General features: G+C 59.7%; 15 protein-coding genes and 1 other RNA gene. 9 read left to right on the top strand and 7 right to left on the bottom strand.

Features of this window, described 5'->3' with window-relative positions; genetic code table 11:
* Window positions 1-26 precede the first annotated feature (26 nt).
* From ssrS to ASB65_RS04560, 3 genes are all read right to left on the bottom strand, one after another.
* Window positions 27-185, bottom strand: a non-coding RNA gene (gene ssrS, locus ASB65_RS04570) — 6S RNA.
* A gap of 78 nt (window positions 186-263) precedes the next feature.
* Window positions 264-641, bottom strand: coding sequence for a cell division protein ZapA (locus ASB65_RS04565; protein WP_003511406.1), 378 nt, complete (start codon window positions 639-641; stop codon window positions 264-266).
* A gap of 11 nt (window positions 642-652) precedes the next feature.
* Window positions 653-925 carry a DUF4164 domain-containing protein gene (locus tag ASB65_RS04560; protein WP_003511407.1) on the bottom strand — a complete coding sequence of 91 codons (273 nt, stop codon included), beginning with the start codon at window positions 923-925 and terminating at the stop codon, window positions 653-655.
* 324 nt (window positions 926-1,249) lie between these two features.
* Here ASB65_RS04560 and tkt point away from each other — a divergent pair, with 324 nt between their 5' ends.
* Window positions 1,250-3,232 (top strand): transketolase, encoded by a 1,983-nt coding sequence (gene tkt, locus ASB65_RS04555; RefSeq protein WP_060723147.1) that lies wholly within the window; start codon window positions 1,250-1,252, stop codon window positions 3,230-3,232.
* A 63-nt stretch (window positions 3,233-3,295) separates the two neighbouring features.
* Window positions 3,296-4,306: a type I glyceraldehyde-3-phosphate dehydrogenase gene (gap, locus tag ASB65_RS04550; protein ID WP_003506200.1), complete on the top strand. Its 1,011-nt coding sequence runs from the start codon at window positions 3,296-3,298 to the stop codon at window positions 4,304-4,306.
* A 181-nt stretch (window positions 4,307-4,487) separates the two neighbouring features.
* On the opposite strand, the gene ASB65_RS04545 is transcribed toward gap, so the two are convergent.
* Window positions 4,488-4,664, bottom strand: coding sequence for a hypothetical protein (locus ASB65_RS04545; RefSeq protein WP_020810341.1), 177 nt, complete (start codon window positions 4,662-4,664; stop codon window positions 4,488-4,490).
* Window positions 4,665-5,145: 481 nt separating this feature from the next.
* Here ASB65_RS04545 and ASB65_RS04540 point away from each other — a divergent pair, with 481 nt between their 5' ends.
* The 3 genes from ASB65_RS04540 to ASB65_RS04530 all read left to right on the top strand — a co-directional run bounded on the left by ASB65_RS04540 (window position 5,146) and on the right by ASB65_RS04530 (window position 9,498).
* Window positions 5,146-7,011, top strand: coding sequence for a potassium/proton antiporter (locus tag ASB65_RS04540; RefSeq protein WP_060723169.1), 1,866 nt, complete (start codon window positions 5,146-5,148; stop codon window positions 7,009-7,011).
* A 67-nt stretch (window positions 7,012-7,078) separates the two neighbouring features.
* Window positions 7,079-8,281, top strand: a complete 1,203-nt coding sequence (locus tag ASB65_RS04535) for a phosphoglycerate kinase (RefSeq protein WP_060723146.1) — start codon at window positions 7,079-7,081, stop codon at window positions 8,279-8,281.
* 191 nt (window positions 8,282-8,472) lie between these two features.
* Window positions 8,473-9,498, top strand: coding sequence for a class I fructose-bisphosphate aldolase (locus ASB65_RS04530; RefSeq protein ID WP_003506191.1), 1,026 nt, complete (start codon window positions 8,473-8,475; stop codon window positions 9,496-9,498).
* A gap of 58 nt (window positions 9,499-9,556) precedes the next feature.
* Here the strand turns inward: ASB65_RS04530 and ASB65_RS28655 are convergent, their stop codons facing one another.
* The gene (locus ASB65_RS28655; RefSeq protein WP_003506189.1) at window positions 9,557-9,712 is read right to left on the bottom strand and encodes a hypothetical protein; all 156 of its coding nucleotides are present in this window, start codon (window positions 9,710-9,712) and stop codon (window positions 9,557-9,559) included.
* A gap of 136 nt (window positions 9,713-9,848) precedes the next feature.
* Here ASB65_RS28655 and ASB65_RS04525 point away from each other — a divergent pair, with 136 nt between their 5' ends.
* The 3 genes from ASB65_RS04525 to ASB65_RS04515 all read left to right on the top strand — a co-directional run bounded on the left by ASB65_RS04525 (window position 9,849) and on the right by ASB65_RS04515 (window position 12,246).
* Window positions 9,849-11,138, top strand: coding sequence for an MFS transporter (locus ASB65_RS04525; protein ID WP_060723145.1), 1,290 nt, complete (start codon window positions 9,849-9,851; stop codon window positions 11,136-11,138).
* Entirely contained in the window at window positions 11,135-11,326 is a 192-nt protein-coding gene (locus ASB65_RS04520) for a DUF1192 domain-containing protein (RefSeq protein WP_003506186.1), read from the top strand. Before ASB65_RS04525 ends, ASB65_RS04520 begins: the two co-directional genes overlap by 4 nt.
* 404 nt (window positions 11,327-11,730) lie before the next feature.
* The gene (locus ASB65_RS04515; protein WP_003506184.1) at window positions 11,731-12,246 is read left to right on the top strand and encodes a DUF1465 family protein; all 516 of its coding nucleotides are present in this window, start codon (window positions 11,731-11,733) and stop codon (window positions 12,244-12,246) included.
* Window positions 12,247-12,399: 153 nt separating this feature from the next.
* Here ASB65_RS04515 and rpmE read toward each other — a convergent pair whose 3' ends face one another.
* A complete protein-coding gene (gene rpmE, locus ASB65_RS04510) occupies window positions 12,400-12,621 on the bottom strand; it encodes a 50S ribosomal protein L31 (RefSeq protein ID WP_003506183.1) in 222 nt (73 codons plus the stop codon).
* Between the two features lie 261 nt (window positions 12,622-12,882).
* Here rpmE and ASB65_RS04505 point away from each other — a divergent pair, with 261 nt between their 5' ends.
* On the top strand, window positions 12,883-14,682 hold the full coding sequence (locus ASB65_RS04505; protein ID WP_060723144.1) for an ABC transporter transmembrane domain-containing protein: 1,800 nt from the start codon (window positions 12,883-12,885) through the stop codon (window positions 14,680-14,682).
* Window positions 14,683-14,747: 65 nt separating this feature from the next.
* On the opposite strand, the gene ASB65_RS04500 is transcribed toward ASB65_RS04505, so the two are convergent.
* The gene (locus ASB65_RS04500; protein WP_060723143.1) at window positions 14,748-16,394 is read right to left on the bottom strand and encodes an FAD-binding dehydrogenase; all 1,647 of its coding nucleotides are present in this window, start codon (window positions 16,392-16,394) and stop codon (window positions 14,748-14,750) included.
* Window positions 16,395-16,480 lie beyond the last annotated feature (86 nt).

Raw genomic sequence — 16,480 nt, 5'->3', positions numbered from 1 at the left:
GCATCGGGGTTGATCCGAAACTTCAAGCGCGATCCACGGCGACCGATGGAGATTTACGATCCTGGGTGCCTACAAATGTAGGTGGGCGCCATGTGTCCAGCCCCACGGGACTGGCCAGGGACAGCTCCCTTTGGATCGAGTATGGCCCCAGGGATTGTGGTTCCTGTCGGGAAGCGCAGAACGCCTCTTAGATATAGGACGTATCCAACCAAACCACCAGAGGGCCACGAACGAATTTTGTTGCTGGAAAGCTTTGCCGGCGATCAATGCGCCGCAGGCTTTGGCCGCGCCAGGAGTTTTTCGGTAATACCGTTCAGACGGTCGGCCAGATCGCTGATGGCAACGGCAACCATCTCGTCCGATCTTGCCTTGTGTTCGGCCATACCGTCGCGGTTGCGAGAAAGGGACGCTATTTCCCCCTCCAGCTTTTCGATCTTGCGGTTGAGCTCGGAAAGTTCGTCCATCACCATGATGCCCGACATGACGGTCAAGCGCAGATCACCGATTTCGCCGAACTGGCTCTTTAGATGCCCCACATAACGGTCAAAACGGGTAGCGAGATCGGTCAGGTGCTCTTCCTGCCCTGCCTCGCAAGCCATGCGGTAGGCCTTGCCGTCGATCATAACAGTAACTTGCGCCATGAAACCGCTCCCTATCGATCCAGCACCGCGCGAATCGTCTCCATCGCCGTCACCAGACGGCGGGAAACCTCGCGGTTGACTTCTTCGAGACGATTGGCGCGAAACTCGGCCTGGTCCAGCTCGTGCGCGAGCCTTGCGCGATCGACATGGACCCGCTTGACCTCGTTATCGATTTCGCCCGTCTCCCTTTGCCGTTCGATACGCATATCGATGGCATTTTCGAGATTTGTGATGGCAGCGCTCAGCTCCGTCACCGCAGATTGTACGGTCTTCTCAGCCGACATCGTTTTTTCCAACTCGCAAGTAACCGGCCGAATCGTCCGGTTTCAGGCCTTTTCAACATCCAAGAGGTTATTACCCGATTTATCATCACGTCAATCAAACCAGTGCATTGAGGCGTTTTGCTCTGTGGATGAACGAGGAAACGGCGACACATATCGCACGATTTTTCTCGAGACACCCGTTTTGCTAAACGATTTTTATCCTTGAGAGAACCGCAATTGCCCGTGGATTTATTGACTTGCCTGCCTCACCTGCTATGGATCAACCCGCTTTTTGGATAGTTGCGTAAAACTATCTCCCTTCACCCGGAAACAGACGGAAAAGCCATGATTTCTCGCGACAAACACGACCGGATGGCCAATGCAATCCGCTTTCTTGCCATGGATGCAGTAGAGAAGGCCAACTCCGGCCATCCCGGCCTGCCGATGGGCGCAGCTGATGTCGCCACTGTTCTTTTCACCCGCTTTTTGAAGTTCGATCCCAAGAGCTCGTTGTGGCCGGATCGTGACCGCTTCGTGCTGTCTGCGGGCCATGGTTCGATGTTGCTTTACTCGCTGCTCTATTTGACGGGCTACGAGGACATGACGATCGACGAGATCAAGCGTTTCCGTCAGTTCGGCTCCAAGACCGCCGGCCATCCCGAATATGGCCACGCGACCGGCATCGAAACGACGACCGGCCCGCTCGGCCAGGGCATCGCCAACGCCGTTGGCATGGCAATTGCCGAACGCAAGCTGGAAGAAGAATTCGGCTCCGATCTGCAGAACCACTTCACCTATGTGCTGTGTGGTGACGGCTGCCTCATGGAAGGCATCAGCCATGAAGCCATCGCGCTTGCCGGCCACCTGAAGCTCAACAAGCTCGTTCTATTCTGGGATGACAACAACATCACCATCGACGGTGAAGTTGGCCTTTCCGACAGCACCGACCAGATCGCCCGCTTCCAGGCTGTTCACTGGAACACCATACGCGTCGACGGCCATGATCCGGATGCGATTGCCGCCGCGATCGAAGCTGCACATAAATCCGACCGCCCGACCTTCATCGCCTGCAAGACCGTGATCGGTTTTGGCGCACCAAACAAGCAGGGCACCCACAAGGTTCACGGCAACCCGCTTGGCGCCGAAGAAATCGCCGCCGCCCGCAAGAGCCTCAACTGGGAAGCCGAAGCTTTCGTCATTCCGGAAGACGTGCTGGATGCATGGCGTCTCGCCGGCCTGCGCTCCACCAAGACCCGTCAGGACTGGGAAGCCCGTCTCGAAGCCACCGAAGCCGGCAAGAAGGCCGAATTCAAGCGCCGCTTCGCCGGCGATCTGCCCGGCAACTTCGACAGCGCGATCGATGCCTTCAAGAAGAAGATCATCGAGAACAACCCGACTGTCGCCACCCGCAAGGCTTCTGAAGACTCGCTTGAAGTCATCAACGGCATCCTGCCGGAAATGGTCGGCGGCTCGGCTGACCTGACGCCGTCCAACAACACCAAGACCAGCCAGATGAAGTCCATCACCCCGACGGATTTCTCCGGCCGTTATCTGCATTACGGCATCCGCGAGCACGGCATGGCGGCCGCGATGAACGGCATCGCGCTCCATGGCGGTCTCATACCCTACGCCGGCGGCTTCCTGATCTTCTCGGACTATTGCCGTCCGTCGATCCGCCTTGCCGCGCTCATGGGCATCCGCGTCGTCCCCGTTCTGACGCATGATTCCATCGGCGTCGGCGAAGACGGCCCGACCCACCAGCCGGTGGAGCAGATTGCAGCGCTGCGCGCCATTCCGAACCTCCTCCTTTTCCGCCCGGCGGATGAAACCGAGACGGCGGAATGCTGGCAGCTGGCGCTTGAGCAGAAGCATCGTCCGTCTGCCCTGGCACTCACCCGCCAGAACCTTGCACCCTCGCGCAAGGAATATGAAGAGAAGAACCTTTCCGCTTACGGCGCTTACGAACTCGTATCCGCCAGCGACGCCAAGGTTTCGATCTTCGCATCCGGTTCGGAAGCCGAAGTGGCGCTCAAGGCCGCTGCAACGCTGAAGGACAACGGCGTTTCCGTCCGCGTCGTTTCCGTTCCCTGCTTCGAGCTCTTCAAGGAACAGCCGGAAACCTATCGCAACGCCATCATCGGCAAGGCTCCGGTCAAAATCGCGGTCGAAGCCGCCATTCGTCAGGGCTGGGACTATTTCATCGGTAACGATGGCGCTTTCGTCGGCATGCATTCCTTCGGAGCATCTGCCCCGGCGAAGGATCTCTTCAAGCACTTCGGCATCACGGCGGAAGCCGTCGTCGCCGCAGTCGAGGCAAAACTTGCGTGAGGGCTTCCCAAGCCCTCACATTTCCGCAAAGACCAAGCACATATCTTGTTCGGGAGACTGTAAATGACTGTAAAAGTTGCCATTAACGGCTTCGGCCGCATCGGCCGCAACGTCCTGCGCGCCATCGTCGAATCCGGCCGTACCGATATCGAAGTTGTTGCCATCAACGACCTCGGCCCGGTTGAAACCAACGCCCATCTGCTTCGCTACGATTCGATCCACGGCAAGTTCCCTGCCGACGTAAAGGTCGAAGGCGACACGATCATCGTTGGCGGCGGCAAGCCGATCAAGGTGACGGCCGTTCGCGATCCGGCAACGCTGCCGCACAAGGAACTCGGCGTCGATATCGCGCTCGAATGCACCGGCATCTTCACCGCCCGCGACAAGGCCGCTGCTCACCTGACGGCAGGCGCCAAGCGCGTTATCGTTTCCGCTCCGGCTGACGGCGCTGACCTCACCGTCGTCTTCGGCGTCAACGACGACCAGCTGACGAAGGACCATCTGGTCATTTCCAACGCATCCTGCACCACCAATTGCCTCGTGCCGGTCGTTAAGGTTCTCGATGACGTCGTTGGCATCGATCATGGCTTCATGACGACGATCCACTCCTACACCGGCGACCAGCCGACGCTGGACACCATGCACAAGGATCTGTACCGCGCCCGCGCCGCAGCCCTGTCCATGATCCCGACCTCGACGGGTGCAGCCAAGGCCGTTGGCCTCGTTCTGCCGCACCTCAAAGGCAAGCTGGACGGCACGTCGATCCGCGTTCCGACCCCGAACGTTTCGGTCGTCGACTTCAAGTTCATCGCCAAGCGCGACACGACGGTTGAGGAAATCAACGAAGCGATCAAGTCCGCCGCCAATGGCAAGCTGAAGGGCATCCTCGGCTACACCGAAGAGCCGCTGGTCTCCCGCGACTTCAACCACGACAGCCACTCCTCGATCTTCGCGATCGACCAGACCAAGGTCATGGAAGGCAAGTTCGTGCGCGTCCTGTCCTGGTACGACAACGAGTGGGGCTTCTCCAACCGCATGTCGGACACGGCCGTCGCATTCGCGAAGACCATCTAAGCGGAACTCAGTTCGATCAAAAAGCCGGCAGGAGCAATCCTGCCGGCTTTTTATTTGTAAAAATGCCGACGGGAACGAGGAAACCCGTCGGCATCGATCCGGAAGCAAGGCGGGGCGCTTCGGATCGAAACCATCGTTGGGCAAGAGGGGCCAACCCGCTGCCAGCGCCGGCGCGCAACCGTCACCTTCTGTTGTTGATGATGATTGGGTCCCGCGAGCCGGCATTGCTCCAGATCGTATCGAAAGTCTGCTGCCTCAACTCGCTTTGCTGCATGGAAAGCTTCATCATGCAGTCGGCAGCATCCCGCGAGCCTTCGGGGTAACCAAAGGAGCGGCAGCGCTCGCGTTGCGCGGCCATGTTTTCAGCCGTCTGTTCCGTGCTCGAGCAGCCCGAAACAATCGAGCCCGCCGCCAATACTATAATAAGTCCAGTAATATTTATCCGCTTCATCCGATCGCTCCGGTAATGTTGAAAAGCAATTCGGACGAGAGCAATAACGCAGCTGCATTGTCTCTATGTTACGTTGAGACGCCGGAAGATGAATTGTTTCTGCGGGGGTATCTGCCGCTCTCCTTGCCATCCATTTTTTCGCCCGCGAGCCGAAAAAATTCCCATTTCCTGCCTTTGTCTGGTCCACTTTGAGACGGACAAGAGACACAGGGATAACGGTCGTGCGCAATGCACTTCGGCCCTGCCGTATCATTCGATACACCCGCCTTGCGTCGCCTTTCAACGCCACCCGAAACAGCGCTGACAGACCGCAACCCGTGGCGCATTGACTGCAGACGCGCAGAGCATTCATTGCAGCGGTCAACGCGGTTTGAATGAGGCGGTGGACGTGGAATCATTTTATCTTCTGTTGCTGGTGGCAACTGTTCTCGTTCTCGTCGCAGCCTTTTCGAGCCTCATCGCCTTCCGCTTCGGCGCGCCCCTCCTGCTGCTTTTCCTTGTTATCGGCCTGGCGGCGGGGGTGGATGGCCTTGGCATCGAGTTCACCAATAATCCGCTCGCTTATATGCTCGGCTCGCTCGTGCTCGCCGTCATCCTTTTCGATTCCGGTTTCGGCACGTCGATACAATCCTTCCGGCTTTCGGCAGCACCTGCCGTGGCGCTCGCCACCGGCGGCGTCATCCTGACCTCCGTGTTCTTCGCGGGCGCAGCCGCCCTGCTGCTCGGGCTCTCGTGGCTGGAGGGGCTGCTGCTCGGCGCCATCGTCGCCTCCACGGATGCGGCGGCCGTCTTTTTCCTGCTGCGCATCGGCGGCATTCATATCCGCGATCAGGTCCGCTCGACGCTGGAGGTCGAGTCCGGCACCAACGATCCGATGGCAATCTTCCTCACCGTCGCGCTGGTCGAGATCATTGCCAAGGGTCAGGGGCTGGCCGGTATCGATAGCGGTTTCCTGCTGCTCTTCGTCGAAGAAATGGGCCTCGGCCTGATTTTCGGCCTGCTTGGCGGCGTCATGATCGCCACCGTCGTCAACCGTTTCGCCGCCGACCGCGGGCTGGCGCCGATATTCGTGCTGGCGCTGGCGCTGCTCGTCTTCTCTTTCCCTGGCACGCTTGGCGGCAGCGGTTTTCTGGCGGTCTATGTGGCGGGCATCGTTGCCGGCAACCGCAGGATTTTCGCCAAGGAAACCATCCGCCGCTTCCACGAAGGGCTGACCTGGCTTGCCCAGATCATCATGTTCCTGATGCTCGGCCTGCTCGCCACGCCGTCGCAATTTCCGGCAATCGCCATTCCCGCCGTCCTGCTTGCGCTGTTCCTGATTTTCGTCGCCCGCCCGCTCGCGGTGTGGCTGAGCCTCATGCCCTTCAACTATACCCAGCAGGAAACATCCTTCGTGGCGTGGGTGGGCCTGCGTGGCGCGGTCTCCATCCTGCTGGCCATCATGCCCATTCTCGGCGGGCTTGGTAATGCGCAGATCTATTTCAACGCCGCCTTCATCATCGTGCTGGTCTCGCTGCTTGTGCAGGGCTGGACCATCAAGCCTGTGGCAACAAGGCTCGGGCTGATCGTGCCGCCGCGCATGGGCGAGGTGGACAAGCTCGAGGTGGACCTTCCCGGCACCGCCAATCATGAACTGATTTCCTACCGGGTCGCCAAGGGTAGCGCCATCATGCAGGGCGAACGTATTCCCCGCTGGGCCATGCCCTCGCTGGTGGTGCGCGACGGCAAGTCGATCCGCTACCAATATGCCGGGCGGCTGCGTGAAAACGATCTCGTCTATCTCTTCATCGCACCCGGCTATTCCCGCCTGATCGACCGGCTGTTCGCCAGCGCCCTGCCGGTTGCCGATGACGACGCCGATTTCTTCGGCACCTTCGCGATCTCACCCGCCCGCCCGGCGAAGGAGCTGGACGCGGCCTATGGCCCCGGCCTGCTTTCGCCCGCCGAGCAGGCGATGAGCGTCGCGGAACTGATAGAGGCGCGCCTTGCCGGAAAGGCCGATTATGCCGACCGTGTGCGCCTCGGCTCCATCGTCCTGATCGTCCGCACACTGGACGAGCATGAGGAAATCACCGGCGTCGGAATCTCGCTCGAACCGGTGGAGCCGGCCACCAGCCTGCCGATCTTCATCAGCTTTTCGGAAATCCTCAACCGTGTGCGCGATTATCTGGCGCAGAAGCGTCAGCCGCGCGCCGCCGGCGTTGAAGAAAGCGCCCCCGCCCCGGCCAATACAGTGAGAGAAAATGAGGCCTGACCGGCTTGCGTCGTCAATCAGGCATAGTATGGTCCGTGCCGAACTCGCAACAAATCAGGATCGACCTATGCCCGCTTTCAGGACCCTCAACGACCTCAACGACATTGCCGGAAAGCGCGTTCTCGTCCGCGTTGATCTCAACGTGCCGGTCGCGGATGGCAAGGTGACGGACGCAACCCGTATCGAACGTGTTGCGCCGACCATTCTGGAATTGTCCTCAAAGGGCGCGAAAGTCATCCTGCTCGCACATTTCGGCCGCCCGAAGGGCGAACCGGTCGCCGACATGTCGCTTTCCCAGATCGTGCCCGCCGTCGAGGAAGTGCTGGATCACGCCGTTTCCTTCGCGACCGACTGCGTCGGTGCGCCTGCGGCGGATGCCGTCGCGAAACTGAACGACGGCGATATCCTGCTTCTGGAAAACACCCGCTTCCACAAGGGCGAAGAAAAGAACGATCCCGCCTTCGTCGAGGCTCTGGCGGCCAACGGCGATATCTATGTGAACGACGCTTTCTCCGCCGCCCACCGCGCCCACGCCTCCACCGAAGGTCTTGCGCGCCACCTGCCCGCCTATGCCGGCCGCACCATGCAGGCCGAGCTTGAGGCGCTGGAAAAGGGCCTCGGCCAGCCGGTCCGTCCGGTGGTCGCCATCGTCGGAGGCGCCAAGGTTTCGAGCAAGATCGATCTCCTGATGAACCTCGTCAAGAAGGTCGATGCCCTCGTCATCGGCGGCGGCATGGCCAACACCTTCCTTGCCGCCCGCGGCACAAATGTTGGCAAATCGCTCTGCGAGCATGATCTGGCCGAGACCGCAAAGCAGATCATGATCGAGGCGGCGACATCCGGCTGCGCCATCGTGCTGCCGGAAGACGGCGTGGTCGCCCGCGAGTTCAAGGCCGGTGCGGCCAATGAAACCGTCGACATCAACGCCATTCCCGCCGACGCCATGGTTCTCGATGTTGGCCCGAAATCGGTTGAAAGCATCAAGGCCTGGATTTCCCGCGCGGAAACGCTGGTCTGGAACGGTCCGCTCGGCGCTTTCGAAATCGAGCCTTTCGACGCAGCGACTGTGGCTGCCGCGAAACACGCAGCCGAATGCACGAAGGCCGGCAAGCTCGTCTCCGTCGCCGGCGGCGGTGATACCGTGGCGGCACTCAACCATGCCGGCGTTTCGGACGATTTCACCTATATCTCGACGGCCGGCGGCGCCTTCCTCGAATGGATGGAAGGCAAGGAACTGCCGGGCGTTGCCATCCTGACCGCCGCCAAGTAAACTTACCTTACTTGCCTGACACAAGGCCGGACAAGCCATGCTTGTCCGGCCTTGTCTTTTGGTAAGCGGCACCTTGAGGAAAAGTTTCAAACGATTGAAATGATTTCAATCGTTTCAATGAGTTAGCGTGCCATTTCCCTGCCCTGGAACTTCTGTTATCGGAAATTTATTGTGCCTTGGGAGAATAGCAAATGACCGAACGTCTCGAAGACATCGCCATCAAAATGGTTGCCGACGGCAAGGGCCTGCTCGCAGCCGACGAATCCACAGGAACGATCAAAAAGCGTTTCGACAGCATCAATCTGGAGTCCACCGAGACCGCCCGCCGCGACTACCGCGAAATGCTGTTCCGCTCCGACGACGCCATGAAGAAATACATCTCCGGCGTCATCCTTTATGAAGAGACCCTGTTCCAGAAGGCCGCCGATGGCACGCCTTTCGTTGATATCATCAAGGCGGCCGGCAGCCTGCCCGGCATCAAGGTGGATATCGGCGCGAAGCCGATGGCTTTCCACCCGCACGAATTCATCACCGAAGGCCTCGACGGTCTTTACGAGCGCCTGCGCAAATATCATGACGCCGGTGCCCGCTTCGCCAAGTGGCGCGGCGTCATCACCATCGGTGAACAGCGTCCGAGCTGGGGTTCTATCAAGGCAAACTCCCAGTCGCTCGCCCGTTACGCCGCTCTCTGCCAGCAGGCGGATATCGTGCCGATCGTGGAACCCGAAGTGCTGATGGACGGCGAACCGGGCACGCATGACATCGACCGCTGTGCGGAAGTCACGCAATGGGTTCTCCAGACCGTTTTCGCGGATCTGTTCGACGCCCGCGTGAACCTCGAAGGCATGATCCTCAAACCGAACATGATCATCGACGGCAAGAATGCCCGCAAGGCTTCGGTCGAGGAAGTGGCGGAAAAGACCGTGAAGGTTCTGAAGGCGACCGTGCCGTCAGCCGTTCCGGGCATTGCCTTCCTTTCCGGCGGCCAGTCCTCCGAAGAGGCAACCGCGCATCTCTCCGCCATGAATGCCGGCTACGACCTGCCCTGGTCACTGACCTATTCCTACGGCCGCGCGCTTCAGGATACGGCCCTCAAGACCTGGGGCGGCAAGCAGGAAAATGTCGCCGCCGGCCAGCGCGCCTTCACGCACCGCGCCGCGATGAACAGCCTCGCCGCCAAGGGTAACTGGAAGCAGGAACTCGAAAAGGCAGCCTGAGGCCCTCACCGGCAGGCATTTAGTCAAACAAAAGCCGCCCTCTGGGGCGGCTTTTTCGTTACGGACGCAGAAGCAGCGTCGCCGACCAGATGACAAAGGCGGCAACCGCGATCTTCCAGCAATCGCCTCTTTTCTTCAGGCCCGGCAGACCGAGCGGCCGGATGATCTGGATCGCCATGGCCAGCAGTAAAAAAAGGCCGATCGCCTTCGTCATTTATTGAGCCTTTTCTTTATTTCTGCATCGTCACAGGCTGGACATTTTTACCGTTCACCAGAAGAGTGCAACTCATTCGGGTAACGCCCGTCTATGGCCTGTCCGACCGTCCGTCCGAACGCATGAGAGTGTTTTCATGAGCAGAAATCTTCTACCCGTATTCGCTCTTTTATCCAGCACTCTGTTTCTTTTTCTCGGCAACGGCCTTCAGGGTCTCATCCTGCCCGTTCGTGGTTCGGCGGAAGGTTACTCCAATGAAATTCTGGGCTTTCTGGGCACTTCGTGGGCGGCGGGCTTCGTCGTCGGCTGCTTTGTCGCGCCTGCCATCGTGCGCCGTGCGGGGCATGTGCGGGCATTCGGCTCCTTCGTAGCGCTGGTGTGCCTGACGGTGCTGATGACCGGCCTTATCATCGATGACACATCGTGGATCGCGCTGCGCGCGCTTACCGGCTTCTGCACGGCCGGCACCTCGATGATCATTGAGAGCTGGCTGAACGAGCGCGCCACCAATGAAAGCCGTGGCATGATCTTCTCGCTCTATATCGCCATCACGCTGCTCGGGGTCGTGGCGGGGCAGATGATCGTGCCGATGGGCGATATCAGCAATACGTCGCTGTTCATGATCTGCGGCATCATCTATTGCATCGCCATTCTGCCGGCCACGCTTTCGAAAGCGGCCAGTCCGCAGCCGTTACAGAAGGTGAAGCTGGATCTGCCGGCCCTTTACCGCAACTCGCCGGTCTCCTTCGTCGGCATCCTGATGATCGGCATTGCCAACGGCGCTTACGGCACGCTCGGCGCCGTCTTCGGCGCGCGCGCAGGTCTGGACCCGACCATGATCGCCATCATGGTTTCGGTCACGATTTTCGTCGGTGCGCTGGCGCAATTTCCGGCGGGAAGGCTTTCAGACCGGATAGACCGCCGTTACGTGCTGGCGGGACTTGCCGGGGTTGGCGCGGTCGCGGGCCTCGCTGTCGCGGTGGTACAACCGCATGACGTCTATGTGCTGATTTTCATGATCGCCATTTACGGCGCCGCCGCCAACGCGCTTTATCCCATCGCCGTGGCGCATGCCAACGACTTCGCCGCCTCGGAAGACTTCGTCAAGGTCTCGGGTGGCCTGCTTCTGCTTTACGGCATCGGCACCATCATCGGCCCGACGCTCGGCGGCGCGATCATGACCCATTTCGGCCCCTATGCGCTGTTTCTGGTGACGGCTGTGGCGCATCTGCTCATCACCGCCTATGCCATCATCAGAAGCCGCCAGCGCGCAGCACTTTCGACCGAGGAAAAAGACAATTTCTCGACCATGATGCCGACGACGCCCTCAACGCTCGTCACGCCGGAAAGTATTGCGCTTGATCCGCGCGCGCAGCAATATCCCGGGGACGATGGCGACTATGTGGAAAAAGGAGCAGGCATATGAGCCTCTTTGACGATGACCGTCCGCAAAAACCGGCAGCGCACGAGATCGGCGGCGATCTCAGCCTTCTTTCGGTGGACGAACTGAGCAGCCGTATCGATCTTCTGCAAGCCGAAATCACCCGGCTGGAAGAGGAGAGGACACGGAAATCCGCCGGCAGGCAGGCGGCGGAGAATCTCTTCCGGTCCTGACGCGCAGTTGAGAATAGACATGGGACTGCACTTCCAATGCCTAAAGCTGCGGCTCAGGCGGTATCTGGAAGTGAATATTCCGGGGCAGTCTTTCGTTTACCATTAACCAAAAATTAAGCTTTCTGAGAGATTACTATACATGTCCAGTTCTTCTGGACCTCAGGCATCTTCTCCATACGGCGAATTGGTCTGATTTTTCTCCCTGTTTTACCTTGAGAGCCGCTTTCGCGGCTCTTTTTTTGCCGCTTGCCGGATTCCGTAAAACTGTGGGTATTAACCCTTCTTTAATAATTGCCTTGCGCATTTCAGGTAAAGATACCATCCTGAAAACACTAAAGGCCGGAACAAAATATCCGGGTCGTCGTTGCCTGACAGTGTGGTGCGTGAGCAGGGATTTAAAGAAAATGTCGGAACAGGTTTTAAATACCATAAGCTTTGCGGGTCGCGCGGCTGCTTCCAACCAGTTCAAGACCCTCTATACCGAAGGCATGACCTTGGTTGAGGAAACGGCAAGTTATCTCGACGGTGCCGGCCGCGCCGCCTCCAAGGTGCTGCCGCGCATGGCCTCGGTACTTTATGCGGCGGAATCGATGCGCCTCACCACCCGCCTGATGCAGATGGCCTCCTGGCTGCTTCTGCAGCGCGCCGTCAACAATGGCGAAATGACGCGCGATCAGGTTCTGAGCGAAAAGAACAAGGTGCGGCTCGACAGCTTTAATGTCGACCGTAACGCGCCCGGCTGGAACGACCTGCCCGAATCCTTCCGCGACCTCATCGAGCGCTCGCTGCGTCTCCAGAACCGCATCGCCCTGCTCGACCGCGAAATCTATCGCCCGTCCGAAGCCGCCAAGGTGCCGGACAATGAAAACAGCGTGCAGGCGCAGCTCAATCTTCTGCGCACAGCTTTCTCGATCAACTGAGAAAAGACGACCTTATCCGGACAATTTGAAAAGCAGGCTGAAAAGCCTGCTTTTTTGTTTTGGTCGTTACACCCATATGCACGGCCGCGAAAAGCAGACAACAAAAAAGCCCGGAAAAACCGGGCTTTTTTATACAATCCGTCCGCAAGTGGATCAGAGGCCGAGGCCGCCGAAACGCTTGTTGAACTTGGAAACGCGACCACCGCGGTCCATAAGCTGCTGGTTGCCGCCCGTCCATGCCGGATGGGACTTGGGGTCGATTTCAAGGTTCATGACTGCGCCTTCCGAACCCCAGGTAGAGCGGGTTTCGTATTCGGTGCCATCGGTCATGACGACCTTGATCGTGTGATAAGCGGGATGGATATCAGCCTTCATGACAATCTTCCTGGTTAAGTGACGTGCGGTCCATTTGCCGCAATTGCGTCAACTGAGCCATTTCAATAAATGAAGCCATAGACCAGATGGGCTATGGCTTCCCAATTCGATGCGGAGCCTATACATGAAGGTCGCCCAGATAACAAGAGCCTGCTATCCCCTTGTGAAAGGAGATGGCCGCAGGGGCTGGAATTTTACCGCGCGCCGGAAATTCACCCGCAAAAGGCCCAAAAACGGCATTGAACAAGGAGCATAGAGGACGTGGCAGATATTGACGAGCAGAAAGCTGCGAAACAGAGAAGCCTGAAGCCGCTTCTTGGCCTCTTCCCCTATCTGAGCCGTTATCGCGGCCTGATGGCGGCAGCTCTTTTCGCGCTTGTGCTTTCCTCCGCCACGACATTGGCCCTGCCGCTTGCCGTTCGCCGCATCATCGACCACGGTTTCCAGACGCCGGATGGCGGCATGATCAACAGCTATTTCGCCGTGCTTCTGGCGATTGCCGTGCTCCTCGCGCTTGCCAGCGCCATGCGCTATTATTACGTCATGACCATTGGTGAAAGGGTCGTTGCCGATCTGCGCCGCGATGTCTTCGCCCATCTCACCACCCTGTCGCAGCAGTTTTTCGATAGCAATCGATCCGGCGAACTGACCTCGCGACTGACCGCCGATACGGTGCAGATCCGCTCGGCATTCGGGTCTTCCGCCTCCGTGGCTTTGCGCAACATCATCATGTGCTGTGGTGCCGTGGCGATGATGATCTATACCAGCCCCGGTCTTTCGGGCCTTGCGCTGCTTGCCATTCCCTTCATCGTTTTTCCGTTGATCGCCTTCGGGCGCTCGGTTCGCGCCCGCTCCCGCACCACGCAGGATACATTGGCCAATTCCGCCGCCTATGCTTCCGAGACGATTGCTGCGAGCCGCACCGTGCAGTCCTTTAACGCCGAGGTGCTGGCAAATGCCCGTTATGGCGCTTCCGTGGAAGCCGCCTATCAGGGCGCTCGGGCAGCGATCGGCGCACGCTCCATTCTCACCGCCGTCGCCATCGCGCTGGTCTTCGGCAGCGTCGTCGGCATTCTCTGGTATGGCGCGCAAAGCGTCCTGTCTGGCGGCATGACGGCAGGCACGCTCGGTCAGTTCGTGCTTTATTCGGTCATCGCGGCAAGCGGTCTCGGCCAGCTCTCGGAAGTCTGGGGTGAACTGGCGCAGGCGGGTGGTGCGGCCGAACGGCTTTCCGAACTGCTGAACGAGCGCTCGCCCGTCGCAGAACCCGCAACCCCTGTCGCCATGCCGCAGCCTCCGCGCGGCGAAGCCGAATTCGAAAATGTCGATTTTGTCTACCCGCTTGCGACAGGGCGGCCGATCGTCTCCGGCCTCTCCTTCAAGGTCAGAGCCGGCGAAACCGTCGCAATCGTCGGGCCTTCAGGTGCGGGCAAGAGCACGGTCTTTTCGCTGCTGATGCGCTTTTACGATCCGCAACAGGGCCGCATCACCGTCGATGGCACGGATATCCGCGACGTCACCCTCGCCGATCTGCGCGCGCGCCTGTCCATCGTTCCGCAGGATGTGGCGATATTCGCCTCCTCCATCCACGACAATATCGCCTTTGGCCGACCTGACGCGACACGCGAGGAGGTGCGCGCCGCCGCCATCGCCGCACAGGCCGACAGCTTCATCGAACGTCTCACCGATGGATACGATACCCAGGTGGGTGAACGCGGCGTGACGCTTTCCGGCGGCCAGCGCCAGCGCATCGCCATTGCCCGCGCCATCCTGCGCAATGCGCCGATCCTGCTGCTCGACGAAGCGACTTCGGCACTCGATGCGGAAAGCGAAACGCTGGTTCAAAAGGCGCTTGATGAGCTGATGAAAACCCGCACCACCATCGTCATCGCTCACCGTCTTGCCACCGTGCTGAAGGCCGACCGTATTCTGGTGATGGATGAAGGCCGCATCATTGAAGAAGGCACGCATCAGAGCCTCATCCGCCAGAACGGCCTTTATGCGCGGCTTGCCCGGCTGCAATTCCAGACCGGACCGGACGAATTGCGCGCCCAGGCTTAGTTCACGCGATCGGAGCGGAATTTCAGGCAAAACCGCTGGTGTTTCACCATTCCGCTCTCAACGGCTCACGCCAGCACGCTGCGTCCGGCAATGCGGCCCGAAAACAGGCAGCCGCCAAGGAATGTGCCCTCCAGCGCGTTGTAGCCATGCATGCCACCGCCACCGAAACCCGCCACTTCGCCGGCGGCATAAAGCCCCGGCACCGGCTCACCGGCAGCATCCAGCACCCGCGCTTCAAGATCGGTATGAAGGCCGCCAAGCGTCTTGCGCGTCAGCACATGCAGCCGCACGGCAATCAACGGTCCCATCGACGGGTCGAGCAGCCGGTGCGGTTTTGCCGTCCGCATCAGCCGGTCGCCAAGATAACGACGTGCGCCATGGATGGCCGTTACCTGGGCATCCTTACTGAAACCATTTTCGATTTCACGGTCGCGCGCTTCGATCTGCCGGCGGATATGGTCTATATGCAGCCGGTTATCGCCACTGATGGCGTTCATCGCCGCCACGAGTTCTTCCAGCGTATCTCGAACCGCGAAATCTTCGCCGCACTCCATGAAAGCACGCACTGGTCCCGGCGGCTCCTTGCCCAACCTTTTGAGCAGCAGCGGTATATCCTTGCCGGTCAGATCAGGATTCTGCTCCGAGCCTGAAAGCGCAAATTCCTTCTTGATGATCACCTTGGTCAGAATGAACCAGCTATGGCCGCTGCCGCGTTCGCCCAGCATTTTAAGCGTGCCGAGCGTATCGAAACCCGGCATGGCGGGGGCGGCGAGGCGGTTTCCATCCGCATCGCACCAGAAGGACGAGGGACCGGGCAGAATGCGGATCCCGTGACCCGGCCAGATCGGATCATGGTTTTTCACGCCCTCGGTATAATGCCACATGCGGTCACGATTGATGACGGCTCCGCCAGCCGTTTCCGTAATGGCGATCATGCGGCCATCCACATGCGCGGGAACACCGCAGACCATGCTTGCGGGAGGCTCGCCCAACCGTTCCACCGGCCAGTTGCGCCGCACCAGCTCCTGATTGCCGCCGATGCCGCCGGAACTGACGATGACCGTCGCAGCGGAGAAAGTAAAATCGCCCTGCTCTTCCCGGCTGCTCTCCTGCCCGCGTTGCACGGGGTCTGCTGCAAGAACAGCGCCTGAAATGCCGGTCACCCGGCCGTCGGCGACCTCCAGACGATCAACCCGGTGGCGAAAACGGAAGGTCAGCCGGCCGGTTGCCGCCATGGCCTTCGCCTTTTTAACGAAGGGTGCGAGTACGCCCGGACCCGTGCCCCACGTGACATGGAAACGCGGAACGGAATTGCCATGACCATGGGCGAGGCTGCCGCCGCGCTCGGCCCAGCCGACCACAGGAAACCAGCGCATGCCCATACGGTGCAGCCATTCGCGTTTTTCACCGGCAGCGAAATCGAGATAGGCCTCCGCCCAACGGCGCGGCCAATAATCCTCCGGACGGTCGAAACCCGCTGAGCCGAACCAGTCTTGCCTTGCAAGATCGATACTGTCTCGCACCCGCATCCGGCGCTGTTCGGGGCTATCGACGAAAAACAGACCGCCCAGCGACCAGAAGGCCTGGCCGCCAAGGTTCTGCTCGCCCTCCTGATCCACGACACAGACGCTGAAACCTCGCTCAGCAGCCTCGGTTGCCGCCACCAGCCCGGCAAGCCCAGCGCCGACAACGATCACATCATAGCGTTCCATCAGCCCCTCCCAGATATGACGGAATTACTTTTACGCGAACGTAAATTCAGAACTTATCGCAGGGGCCCCGAATGTGGGAGATAAAA

It is taken from the genome of Agrobacterium tumefaciens str. B6, from assembly GCF_001541315.1.
Lineage (GTDB): Bacteria > Pseudomonadota > Alphaproteobacteria > Rhizobiales > Rhizobiaceae > Agrobacterium > Agrobacterium radiobacter.
The sequence above is the reverse complement of the archived record's forward strand: the minus strand, read 5'-3'. Positions and strand labels throughout refer to the sequence as shown.

What these genes read in the sequence shown, in the direction of transcription:
- ASB65_RS04515 (WP_003506184.1), top strand. Translation starts at nt 11,731, where the DNA reads ATGTCGGAACAGGTTTTAAATACCATAAGCTTTGCGGGTCGCGCGGCT.
- ASB65_RS04565 (WP_003511406.1), bottom strand. Translation starts at nt 641, where the DNA reads ATGGCGCAAGTTACTGTTATGATCGACGGCAAGGCCTACCGCATGGCT.
- gap (WP_003506200.1), top strand. Translation starts at nt 3,296, where the DNA reads ATGACTGTAAAAGTTGCCATTAACGGCTTCGGCCGCATCGGCCGCAAC.
- ASB65_RS04530 (WP_003506191.1), top strand. Translation starts at nt 8,473, where the DNA reads ATGACCGAACGTCTCGAAGACATCGCCATCAAAATGGTTGCCGACGGC.
- ASB65_RS04525 (WP_060723145.1), top strand. Translation starts at nt 9,849, where the DNA reads ATGAGCAGAAATCTTCTACCCGTATTCGCTCTTTTATCCAGCACTCTG.
- ASB65_RS04535 (WP_060723146.1), top strand. Translation starts at nt 7,079, where the DNA reads ATGCCCGCTTTCAGGACCCTCAACGACCTCAACGACATTGCCGGAAAG.
- ASB65_RS04500 (WP_060723143.1), bottom strand. Translation starts at nt 16,394, where the DNA reads ATGGAACGCTATGATGTGATCGTTGTCGGCGCTGGGCTTGCCGGGCTG.
- tkt (WP_060723147.1), top strand. Translation starts at nt 1,250, where the DNA reads ATGATTTCTCGCGACAAACACGACCGGATGGCCAATGCAATCCGCTTT.
- rpmE (WP_003506183.1), bottom strand. Translation starts at nt 12,621, where the DNA reads ATGAAGGCTGATATCCATCCCGCTTATCACACGATCAAGGTCGTCATG.
- ASB65_RS04560 (WP_003511407.1), bottom strand. Translation starts at nt 925, where the DNA reads ATGTCGGCTGAGAAGACCGTACAATCTGCGGTGACGGAGCTGAGCGCT.
- ASB65_RS04520 (WP_003506186.1), top strand. Translation starts at nt 11,135, where the DNA reads ATGAGCCTCTTTGACGATGACCGTCCGCAAAAACCGGCAGCGCACGAG.
- ASB65_RS28655 (WP_003506189.1), bottom strand. Translation starts at nt 9,712, where the DNA reads ATGACGAAGGCGATCGGCCTTTTTTTACTGCTGGCCATGGCGATCCAG.
- ASB65_RS04545 (WP_020810341.1), bottom strand. Translation starts at nt 4,664, where the DNA reads ATGGCCGCGCAACGCGAGCGCTGCCGCTCCTTTGGTTACCCCGAAGGC.